An 11,077-nucleotide genomic window follows, 5' to 3' on the forward strand; every position below is an offset into this window, starting at 1 on the left:
CTGTTTCTGTTACTTATACATCCTATAATTATTCCGACCATTTTCTTTTGCCTTATACAAAGCTGTATCCGCATTGGCTATTAACTCGCCTGCACTTTCTCCGTCTCTCGGAAAAACAGCAATCCCAATACTGGATGTCGTCTTGAATTCATGTTTGCCAATTTCCCAGTTTTCTCTTAAACAATTCAATATACGCTCTGCCGTCGCGATTGCACTTTTATCGCTTTCAATATTAGGTAAAAGGACAAGAAATTCATCCCCGCCTTGACGGGCAAAGATGTCGTCTTTTTGAAGAGTTTCGCTAACACGATTTGCAAACTGTTTAAGCAGCACATCACCAACGGAATGCCCTAAATGATCATTCACCCATTTAAATTTATCGATATCCAAATAGAGCAAGGCAACTTTAGAATTGTTAAGTTTAGCCTGTTCCAATGCCTCGCTCATTTTCTCCTGAAATAGTCTACGGTTTGACAAGCCGGTCAACTCGTCATGAAAAGCCATTGATTTCAACTTTTCCCGCAGACTTCTTCTTTCTTCAATTTCACGTGAGACGAATAAAAGATAACCTTTTCCTTTTTCTTCAAAGTACGTTCCTTTCGATTCCACCCAAATCCAATCCTTCGTGCGATGCTTGTATCGAAATTCCATATCGCAATTCTGCTTCAAGTTGAATAGATCTCTTGCCTGCTTTTGAAGAAGTGGAAAGTCATCTGGATGTATTTTATTACGAACAGGTTTCCCCTCATAAAATAGTGGTGTAAATCCTAATACTGGATAGGATGATGGCGATGCATACGTTATAATACCTTTATCATCCACGACTGTTACCAAATCGGTCATATGTTCCGTGATTAATCGGTACTTCTCTTCACTATTTTTTAAGGCTTCCTCAATTTCTTTTTTCTCCGTTATGTCCCTAAATATGACATGTATCGCCGGCTTATGTTCATATTCAATCCCTAAAAAGGTCGATTCCGTTATGAAAGAGGATCCATCCTGACGTACCATTTTTTGTTCAATTGTTTCTTCCGGAATAGGTAAAGCCAGTGCGGACCGTTGAATGATATTAGCCATGAATCCAATCGAATCTTTTGGGATTAACCTCAATACATGTCTATTTACTAACTCACTATGATGTTGAAAACCGAACAACTTAACAGCTGCTCTATTGATATAGTGAATTATCCCATCACTTATGACATAGCTTGGTTCTGGTGATGCATCCAGTAATTTCTTGTATTTATTCCGACTTTCGATTAAATCCGCTTCCATTCGTTTTCTTTCAGTAATATCACGAGAAATACCTGAGAAAGCGATGACATTTCCCTTTTCATCGTGGAGGGGGGATACCGTTATACTGACCATAATCATTGATCCATCTTTCTTTAAGCATTCCACTTCCAATCCTTTTATATATTGATTTGTTATTATCGAGAGTTTACGTTCTTCCTTTACCATTTCAATTCGTTCAAGAGGTATGGTCGGCATAGGTTTACCTAAGATTTCTTCAGCTTTCCACCCATACATTTCTTCGAATGCTCGGTTCACTTGTAGTACATTTCCATCCAAGTCAACAATATCGATTGCATCAGCCAATGAAGAGTAAAGTGAACGCAGCTTTTCTGAAGTTTCTTGCAACGCAGCTTTTGTTTCCACAAGTTCAGTCACATCTTTAGTGATCATTAACACATTGACTAAATTCCCATTCTCTTGAATAGGAATCGTCTTAACTTCCAAATGAATCGTTCGACCCGATTTATCACTTGATGTTAATTTGAAAGAATAATGTTCACCAACCAACACTTTACAATCACTTTCAAAATTCATTGAAGACGCCAAGACTTCCCTATAGTTTTTACCTATCAATTCGGAAGCCAAGTAGCCAAAAACCTCGCTAATTGCCAAATTAGCTGAAACTATATTTCCCAAGTGATCTAAAATAAATATTGGATTCTGATTATTAACGATTAAAGACGTATATACATTGCTTGGAATGTTATTTAAACTATTTTCCACTACCATCCTTCTCCCCTAACGCTATCTCTGAATATACTTTTTACCCGTATTAAAAAGCTAAAAACCAGGATGGTTTTCAGCTTCGTTTACAAAACTATATAGTTTTAAACTATTTCATTTAAATAATCCTTTATGGAACTCAACAACCAACTCACCATTTTTATCCATATACGCTTTCACATTAAAAGCAGTTTCGGTAAATTGATAGGAGAACTTACCAATTTTCAACACGACACCTTCCATCGCTCTTCGAATTCGGATAGTTTGACCTTCTGGGACCGAAAGAAAAGTTATTGAGGAGTGAATTGATCCGGCTACCCCAACACTAATATCCTTTTCAGCCACTATTTTGCCGCCTCTGAAAATGTTGTTTATCTGCACATGACCACGGGACTGAATTGATGTATTGATACAGCCTTTGTCCATTACAAAAACATCACCATTGCAGTAAATAGTACAATTCATCGCTTTCGGGATTTTAATAAATGACTCTGAAGAATTGCTCTGTAAACTTTCTTCCATACTGCTTTTCATGTCATTCAGTAATCCTTCAATGCATTCAAGATAATCTGGAACGACAATCAATGATTGAAAACAACGGTCTAATTGATTGCAAATCTGTATCCATTCCCCATTCAATAAAGTATCTTTTCGTTTATTAATAGAAGTACTAAATTCCTGAATCTGATTCGGGAAATCTTTAAATTTACTTTGAATCAACGAATGAGTAATGGCTTGTATATTATTGCCGTGAAGACTGTTTTTGTATTCCGACGAATTCATTATGATGGAAAGCATTGCCACTACTTGTTCAGTTGTTGAAATAATATTGGTGACTTGGTTAATAAGATCCTCTTCTAAAAAATCATTTTCAGCTGCAGTTATTGTAGATCCATTACAGTTGCTATGCGTAATAATATTTCCAGTCGTTGTGATGGTAGCATTATTGATGGCTTTATGGATAACAATATCACCAAAAGCCTCGACAACCATATTGTCTGTCAATTCACCAACCACTTCCACATCACCTTTAAACCTTATATTGCCCGTTGATAAATCGACGTTTCCGTGATGGGTTAACTTCCGTATGATTGCAGCCCTAACAAGCTGCCCCGTTTGTTCAATAAACGGTCTTCCACATTTCGTTGCAATAATTTTATCCCCGTCTATTACAGCCCCATTACCTAAATGAGTTACAATCGGATATGTTTGATCAGATGGAATCGGCTCGTTTCGAACTGAACAGCCAACCTCGCCAGGTGTAGGGGGATGGATAATCGCAAGTACGTCGCCTTGTTCTACGACTGGAATCGATTTGATCTCCCTAAAGTCCACTCGGCCATCCTCATTTTCTTTAATGACTTTTTCAATCTTTGTTTTGACGAGTATTTCCAACCATCCATTTTCCCCGTTCTTTGCTGGGATTCCACTTGCAATTACAAAAATTTCAGGTTGGGCTTCGATTGTTTCTGTCGCCTTTACCATTTCATCATGGTTCAATCCGAAATTGACACCTAATACTCCCATTTCCTGAACAATATCCGAGACTTTTAGAGTGTTTTGATATTCCTTTATCTCAACAACAGTAGGAACAAGATGGTATGCCGGATCAGAATCCATAACTTTATATGTCAACCGACATCCCGGTTTCACAGTTAACCTTGCTTCCAACAGATCAGTGGACAATGATGCTTTCCACTGTGTTTCTTGTACGCTGACTTCCGGTTCAAGTACGTAGTCATCGTCTTCAGATAATACAACGGTCCTATTCATAGCCTTTTTCCCATTAATAAGCAATGTGAAATGATGAGGAATTGTAAACTTGGTCTGTTTCCCCTCAATCGTTTTACAGTGGATTTTACCGTCCTTAATCCAAGCCCTACCTTCTTTTGGATCAATAGCTTCTTCGTTCAAGTCAGGTGGAAACTCCTGCAAATTTAAAAGGTCATTGAAAATACCGGGATTGTTTGAATCCCTCTTCTCTTCTTTCATTGTCAATCTGACAACCGCCTTTTCAGAAAAAAACAATTTATTTTTCCTATGTTGTATAACTTCTATATGTACATTGTTTTTAGTGCTATCTAATTTAGCGAGTCCCGATTGTATAGCTTCATCAACGCTATTCCCTTTTGTAATTACAAAATGCATGTCTCTACACCCCTTTAACACAATTCATTTTAGATTCCTATACTCCCCAGATTCGATATAGTGAACTCTTTCAATAAATGTATGACTCTCCACAGGTTTGCTGAATAAATATCCTTGTCCAATTAGGCATTTATGCTCTTTAAGGAACAGATAATGGTCAGAAGTCTCAATGCCTTCAGCAACCACCTCTAAATTCAGATCAGACGCAAGGTGAATAATAGTTTTAACAATAGCCTGGTCAATTGGGTTTTGAATCAGGTCTTTAATGAATGATTGATCAATCTTTAATACATCCACAGGAAAATTCTTAAGATGGGCTAAATTGCTATATCCAGTTCCAAAATCATCGACACTTATTTTTATCCCAAGTGATTTTAAACGTTTGAGTGTATGAATCGTCGCTGGAACGTTCGCCGTCATACTTTCAGTAATTTCAAGCTCTAAATAATGCGCAGGAAGAAGGGTATCATTTAAGACCTTCTTCACAGTAGCGACTAAATCATCACTAGTAAATTGCTGCATCGAGAGATTTACTGACATTATCATTGGAGAATATCCATTATCCTGCCATTTTTTATTTTGTAGGCAGGCTTGATGAATTACCCAATTACCAATCGAAGTTATTTCACCAAGCTCCTCAGCAACCGGAATGATATCATTAGGATATATTAGACCGAGTTTTGGGTGTTCCCACCGAACAAGGGCTTCTACTCCAATTACCTTTCCAGTTACGAGGTCTACCTTAGGCTGGTAATGCAGTCGTAATTCTTCCCTCTCGATTGCCTTTGGTAGATCAGTGTATAATTTTGAATTTCTCTTTGTTTTATCAATTAAATGCCAGTGTGTTTTTTCAGAAATATTTTCATTCATAATACACACTCATCCCTTTTTGAATTTCACAATACTTTTCTTACTATTATTATCAGGTATCATACAAATTTCGACAATCACACGTAGTTCCTATTATTCTCCTATAGGGGTCATAAGGCATAGGAACGCAGTACTAATTGAGACTATATCCTCATTTCAGTTCTAATTTATCAAAACATTTCGTTTGAATCTATTTTCCTACACAGTTACCATTAAACTTAAAACAATTAGTTACTTTAAACAAAAAAGTCAAGAGGTAATAAATACCTCCTGACTTTTGATATCAAATAAATGTTGTATTATTTCCGTCAAATCCCATTTGATACACTTTAGCAATTGCTTGTGATCGGTCGGTAACTTCTAATTTACTTAAAATATTTGTAACATGATTTTTCACTGTATGCTCACTGATGAATAAAGTACTCCCTATTTCCTTATTGCTTAGCCCCTTCATCATTTCAGCTAAAACTTCCTCTTCCCTTTTAGATAATCCAAGGTTGATAGGTACTGAAGAGTTATCAGTATGCCTTTCAGTCATTTCAATCGTTTGATCATTATGCTTTTGACGTTTAATGAACGAGCTAAATGTTGTCTTTATTTCAGAATGAATAAGCCCTAAATCTCTAACAGCCTCGATTGATTCATCATTCGTATAGTATGTCCAAACGGCAGCAACCGTTTCAATAAGGTGATTTCCAGAACTTTTCTTGTCCAACACATTATAGAACTCTGTCATTTGCTCAATCAGTTCTTTATCTTTCAAAACATTTGTTACAAGATCACGCCCACAAACGGAGAGTATAGCTATCTTATCGATATCCGGCGATACTTCCATTTCACTCTCCATGAATAGTTTGGCAGTTGTAATTTTTATTTGTTGAGCACGATGATATTGTGCAGGTCTAAAGTGCAGTAAAATCTCTTCAACCCATTTAACGAATAGCTCGGTACTATTTCCGCCACTTGAATTTTGATAAAGGTTATTTAAAAACACGACTCGTGCTGCCCTTGCCAAATTCCATCGAATTCTATTGTATTTTGAAATGCTATCGTCTGATTTATAACCGATTGATAGAAAACCTTGTATGGAATTATCAATTATGATTGGAAATTCCATAACATTAACGCCCCATGATGTCTTTTTCATTCTCCATTCATCTGCTTGTGTCAGGAAATCAGTTTCCATTAAATCCTTTGCAAGTTTATGAGAATAGTCCCTGATTTCTCCATCGGACATTCCCCTTGACAATATTTCAATTTGATTGGGATTTGAGTTGGTTTTATATACAAAAGAAGAAAATTCGAAGTCTGTGAAGTTCATACTTAGGTCAATTAAAAGATACAAAGACTTTTTAATATCCTTTGCGGAATGCAGGACCTTCAGGATGTCCTCAAATAATTGAGTTTCAACTTGCAAGTCATTATTCTTAACTTCCAACCTTGTTTTCAGTAAAAAATTATTCATAAGTGATGCACAAACTGCAAATTTATCGTATAAAAAATCATTATTCGTTATTACTTCCTGTGTGCTTCCACCAAATAGTAGACCAATCACTTCATTCTGATCGAATAAAGGAAAACAGAATAAGCTATATACATTCATTTTGTTTTTGGCAAAAATACGATTTCTTGCGTCGCTGGACATATTCTCTATAAAAAGATTTTCTTCTGTCGCAGCAGCATACCCCATTAACCCTTCACCGATTTCGAATTCATATCCTATAATTAGCGGATTATAATCACCAATAATTGTTTCAATCGTAAACCTGTTTTTTGCTGTTTTAATCGCTAACCCCATAAAATCTATTTCTTCGAAAAACATTCCTGTGCCTAATACTGATTGAATCGATGCGGTTCCATTATTAATGGTGTTTATTTTTGTTGAAATATGATTCGAAAAGGCTTTACGAGTCTTATTTTCATCCAACATTTTAGTATAAATTGCGATTGCTTCTGTCATCGTTTTGATTTGATCAATTTTTTCCCTTAATTCTACATATGCCTTCGGACTTTCTTCCCAAGGCATTACACGAATCGTATCAGCAATCATTTCATCCGTTTTGGATTGGTCAATATATCCAGCAATAACGAAATGGATTGACCGATTTTCTTTAGTTTTAACAGGAGTAAAGATAATTTTAATTCCATATGCTGCATCCAAGAGTAATGTGTCTTTAACGTTTTCAAACTTTTTTATAAAATTGACGAGGTCCTTTGGAAGAATATATTTTTCAAATTGTTTTTTGGCCAATTCATGTTCCCAGGAAACATCTGTCTGCAATTCTCCATATCTATCAACTACCATGATTGTTAACCCTGTCAATTCGGAAAACGTATTTTGTAGGTTTTGCAGAAACAATTTATACTGTGACTGCATATCCATAGAATCCCTCCCATGAACAATCTTATCTTCCGCAAAACATTTTATCGAAATAACATTTATAAATTGGGATATATTTAAATAGTATCTTATTAAATATAGACTTATTGTTCGGTATTCGTCAACGAACAAGAAAATCCTTTTATAAAATCCGAAAATAAAAAGTCGCGAATAGAATAATTCTATCCCCGACTTTTTATTGACCAATACGTCCCAGGCAGGAATCGAACCTGCGACCTACAGCTTAGGAGGCTGTTGCTCTATCCCCTGAGCTACTGAGACAAAATTAATGTACCCTACTATTATAGAGAATTAGGCTTTAATTGGCAATAAAAATGTTTGAAATAAACGGGTATGGATATAAGGAAAGAAACCATATTAAATACTAATGTAAACAGGAGGATTTCAAAATGGATATGGAAAGAAGTTCATCAACAGAGAGATTTCAACCCTTAACATCCGTTTCAAGCGGTGTAGGACTAGAAGTAGCCCCAGATTTATATTGCTTTACAGTTCAAATCGTTAATGTCGTATTTTACGGTAAAGCTGGTATTGGCAATGATTGGGTCCTCATTGATGCGGGTATGCCAAAGTCTGCAACGATGATTATAGAGGAAGCGGAAAAGCGTTTTGGAAATGGAAACCCACCAAAGGCAATTATCTTGACACATGCCCATTTTGACCATATCGGTGCATTGATTGATCTGTTGGAAGTTTGGGATGTCCCTGTATATGCTCACTCATTGGAACTTCCTTATTTAACCGGACAAAAAAATTATCCGAAACCCGACACTTCGGTGGAAGGTGGCATGGTTGCCAAAATGTCGTTCATGTTCCCGAATGAGGGTATTAATATCGGGACAAAAGCACATGCACTTTCGGATGACCATACCATCCCCTTTATGCCAGATTGGAAATGGATTCATACACCTGGTCACACTGAAGGTCATATTTCGATGTTCAGGAATAAAGACCATGCAATGATTGTCGGCGATGCATTTGTGACAGTAAAACAAGATGAGTTATATAAAGTTTTTACCCAGGAAAAAGAAATAAACGGACCTCCACGGTACTTAACTCCCGACTGGGAAACTTCAGAGCAATCCGTAAATATTTTAAAAGCACTAAATCCAAAAATCGCAATTACTGGGCATGGTGTACCTGCAGAAGGCCAGTGGTTGGAGGACAGCTTGGAAAAATTGGTATCTGAATTCAAATCCATCGCGGTACCAGAATACGGGAAATTTGTAAATGATCAGATACAATAATTAAAGTTAGGATGGTAATTCATATGGATCATGTCGAAAGGGAAATAACGAAGCGTCAAAAAATCGCAAAAAGAAATGAAATGTATGAAGAAGTTGCACATGAATTTGCATCCCTTGGAGAATACAGGAATGCAGTAGTGAATGTCTATAAGAAAACAAAGCAGAAACAAAACGACGAAGATAAGCCTACATTATGAAAGGGCGTCCAGCGGAATTTCGCTGGTGCCCTTTCATTCATTAGCTCCATATAATCGTTTACCCGTATTTGATGATACGCCTTCCTCCAAACGCTTATTCAAAGTGTTTTTCCAACTGGTCGCCAGCCATTCACAAGCTGCAAGCGCCGCCGCTCTTTCTTTATTTTCCCTATCAATATGCATCACGTGATTACAATTTTCAATTGTCCATTCAGGTGCAGGCCGGTCTACTAATTTCGGCGTCTGTCCAGCTGATACATATCCTTCTTTCAGAACACGGAAATACCATCCGGTCTTCCCTGAATCTTGAATGAGTAACGAAAGATCTTTTCTTTTAAATCTACGCGCAGGTTTCCAGCAAGGTTGTCTCGGTTGCGAAACTTGAATAACGACTTCGCCTATCTCATAAATATCTCCAATGCAAACTTCGTCTTCCAACATGTTGGCGAGTGATAGGTTCTCCCCCATTCCTCCTGCTTTCATAGCAGTCAAATCGAATTCAGCATGAAAGTATCCATAATGTTCACTTGGATAAGCGAATATAGCTTTTTCCGGACCACCGTGATTTTTTAGGTCTGCTTGACCGTCCCCATCCAATCCATTTTTTCCAACCCAAACTCGTCCAGTTACTGGCTTTTTAAAAATTGCGCTTTCCCATTCCTTATCCATTGGATTTTTCGCATTTTTATCTCCGACTGTTTTTGGTTTGCCTACGAATATTTCTTTTATAATTCTATCCAAATATATCTCCCTCACTCTTTCCTCATTTCGAAAATAATTAGAAAATTGCATTGCAATGATAAGCAATGCAAGCATGGTTAAAAGAAAGGTAACGTTAAAACGACAATAAAAATGACGATAATAACCAAAATGATTATAGGTAATAAAATAACTAATATAGCTTTCCCTATAGATAATCTATGAACTTCGGAAATGGCAGCAATTAAAGCGACTAACGACCATACCCCAATTGTCAAATTACCGATCATTGAAATGAATAACCAGCCAAAGTGACCAAATGTAAAGTCATAGTCACTCATAAAATTGCCTTGCCCCAAAATGAGTAGATCCGGAATCCAAATAAGTCCACCGATCACTAAAATTATTCCGGAAACCGCATAGGCAGTTTTGGTCTCTGAAAATGTTCCTGATCCACCGAACATCTTTGAAATCATATAGTACAAACCGGATGCAACGTATAAACCAATGATACCTAAGAGTGGACCTGCAATCAGAGCGATTAAAAGGATTGTACCTAAACTCAATGCATCCCCAAGATCATTGCTCATTGCTAAATCGAGAAAATGAACCAACCCAGCCAATGCGGCAATCAAGAAAATAAATTTATCGGTCTTATATTCACTGACATATTGTACTGTTTTCCTTGGATGAAGCCAAACAGAAGTCCATGGATTTAGTTTCGGCTCTACATTTTTTTCTTCTTCAATATTCAGCATGATAACCCCACTCTCTATTTTTACTTCGTTTCTCTATTTAAGTTACGAATAGATATTAACAAAGTTTCAAATAGTTTAAGAGAGTATGCGTAAAATGAGCGGTTTTTAGGATAAACGAGCGCTTTTGCAAATAAACGAGCGGATATCGGAATAAACGAGCGCTTCTACGAATAAACGAGCGGATATCGGAATAAACGAGCGCTTCTACGAATAAACGAGCGGATATCGGAATAAACGAGCGCTCGCTATTGCTCCATCTTAATCTTCCAGTCCCTTACCCATCCCTTTCAGGAAATCCAGACCATATTTTACTGCACGATTAATATTTGGATCATTTAGTGCAGTCATCACTTGAAAAATGGATACTTTATCTCCATTCCCTTTATATAACTCAGCATCTTGGATCCCCGACGCGATTGCTTTCTTTAAACTCTCGGTAACTTCGGGATTTATCGATGTTAAAATCCCCGCTGTATTCATTAAATTATTTATTAAATTCGTCATCGGTTCACGGGATACTTGACTCACAGCGATTCCCATTAGATCATCTTTTGCCTTCACCATTGCATTCATCGCATCAAGCACTCCCGCTTTATCCAATTCCGCAGTAAGTTCAAGGATTTTATTCAATGATTGCTGCTGTTCAGCAATTAACGTTTGAAGTTCATTCAATTTTTCTTGTTGCTGTTCTTCCTGAGTCAGTTGTTTTCTTTGAATGGATGTAATCGGTGCCGCCAT

At 36.9% G+C, this 11,077-nt stretch carries 9 protein-coding genes and 1 tRNA gene; 2 read left to right on the top strand and 8 right to left on the bottom strand.

The annotated features are described in order from the left end of the window. Positions 1-9: 9 nt before the first annotated feature. The 5 genes from NSQ43_RS11565 to NSQ43_RS11585 all read right to left on the bottom strand — a co-directional run bounded on the left by NSQ43_RS11565 (position 10) and on the right by NSQ43_RS11585 (position 7,699). The gene (locus NSQ43_RS11565; protein WP_339250347.1) at positions 10-2,019 is read right to left on the bottom strand and encodes a PAS domain S-box protein; all 2,010 of its coding nucleotides are present in this window, start codon (positions 2,017-2,019) and stop codon (positions 10-12) included. Positions 2,020-2,133: 114 nt separating this feature from the next. Next, the gene (locus NSQ43_RS11570) at positions 2,134-4,167 is read right to left on the bottom strand and encodes a FapA family protein (protein WP_339250349.1); all 2,034 of its coding nucleotides are present in this window, start codon (positions 4,165-4,167) and stop codon (positions 2,134-2,136) included. Positions 4,168-4,191: 24 nt separating this feature from the next. Then, the gene (locus NSQ43_RS11575; RefSeq protein ID WP_339250351.1) at positions 4,192-5,037 is read right to left on the bottom strand and encodes an EAL domain-containing protein; all 846 of its coding nucleotides are present in this window, start codon (positions 5,035-5,037) and stop codon (positions 4,192-4,194) included. A gap of 283 nt (positions 5,038-5,320) precedes the next feature. Further along, a complete protein-coding gene (locus tag NSQ43_RS11580; protein ID WP_339250353.1) occupies positions 5,321-7,420 on the bottom strand; it encodes a LuxR C-terminal-related transcriptional regulator in 2,100 nt (699 codons plus the stop codon). 206 nt (positions 7,421-7,626) lie between these two features. Further along, a tRNA-Arg gene (locus NSQ43_RS11585) sits at positions 7,627-7,699 on the bottom strand. Between the two features lie 128 nt (positions 7,700-7,827). On the opposite strand from NSQ43_RS11585, the gene NSQ43_RS11590 reads away from it, so the two are divergent. After that, the gene (locus NSQ43_RS11590) at positions 7,828-8,685 is read left to right on the top strand and encodes an MBL fold metallo-hydrolase (protein ID WP_339250355.1); all 858 of its coding nucleotides are present in this window, start codon (positions 7,828-7,830) and stop codon (positions 8,683-8,685) included. Between the two features lie 23 nt (positions 8,686-8,708). Further along, positions 8,709-8,882 (top strand): hypothetical protein, encoded by a 174-nt coding sequence (locus tag NSQ43_RS11595; protein WP_339250357.1) that lies wholly within the window; start codon positions 8,709-8,711, stop codon positions 8,880-8,882. 33 nt (positions 8,883-8,915) lie between these two features. Here NSQ43_RS11595 and NSQ43_RS11600 read toward each other — a convergent pair whose 3' ends face one another. The 3 genes from NSQ43_RS11600 to NSQ43_RS11610 form a co-directional block, all read right to left on the bottom strand. After that, the gene (locus NSQ43_RS11600) at positions 8,916-9,623 is read right to left on the bottom strand and encodes an MOSC domain-containing protein (protein WP_339250359.1); all 708 of its coding nucleotides are present in this window, start codon (positions 9,621-9,623) and stop codon (positions 8,916-8,918) included. 77 nt (positions 9,624-9,700) lie between these two features. Beyond that, positions 9,701-10,339, bottom strand: a complete 639-nt coding sequence (locus NSQ43_RS11605; protein ID WP_339250360.1) for a Yip1 family protein — start codon at positions 10,337-10,339, stop codon at positions 9,701-9,703. Between the two features lie 258 nt (positions 10,340-10,597). Next, on the bottom strand, positions 10,598-11,077 hold the full coding sequence (locus NSQ43_RS11610) for a DUF1641 domain-containing protein (protein WP_339250361.1): 480 nt from the start codon (positions 11,075-11,077) through the stop codon (positions 10,598-10,600).

The sequence above is a fragment of the Sporosarcina sp. FSL W8-0480 genome, from assembly GCF_037963765.1.
Lineage (GTDB): Bacteria > Bacillota > Bacilli > Bacillales_A > Planococcaceae > Sporosarcina.

Coding starts and splice junctions, on each gene's coding strand:
- NSQ43_RS11610 (WP_339250361.1), bottom strand. CDS start 11,077: ATGGCGGCACCGATTACATCCATTCAAAGAAAACAACTGACTCAGGAA.
- NSQ43_RS11570 (WP_339250349.1), bottom strand. CDS start 4,167: ATGCATTTTGTAATTACAAAAGGGAATAGCGTTGATGAAGCTATACAA.
- NSQ43_RS11580 (WP_339250353.1), bottom strand. CDS start 7,420: ATGGATATGCAGTCACAGTATAAATTGTTTCTGCAAAACCTACAAAAT.
- NSQ43_RS11590 (WP_339250355.1), top strand. CDS start 7,828: ATGGATATGGAAAGAAGTTCATCAACAGAGAGATTTCAACCCTTAACA.
- NSQ43_RS11575 (WP_339250351.1), bottom strand. CDS start 5,037: ATGAATGAAAATATTTCTGAAAAAACACACTGGCATTTAATTGATAAA.
- NSQ43_RS11595 (WP_339250357.1), top strand. CDS start 8,709: ATGGATCATGTCGAAAGGGAAATAACGAAGCGTCAAAAAATCGCAAAA.
- NSQ43_RS11605 (WP_339250360.1), bottom strand. CDS start 10,339: ATGCTGAATATTGAAGAAGAAAAAAATGTAGAGCCGAAACTAAATCCA.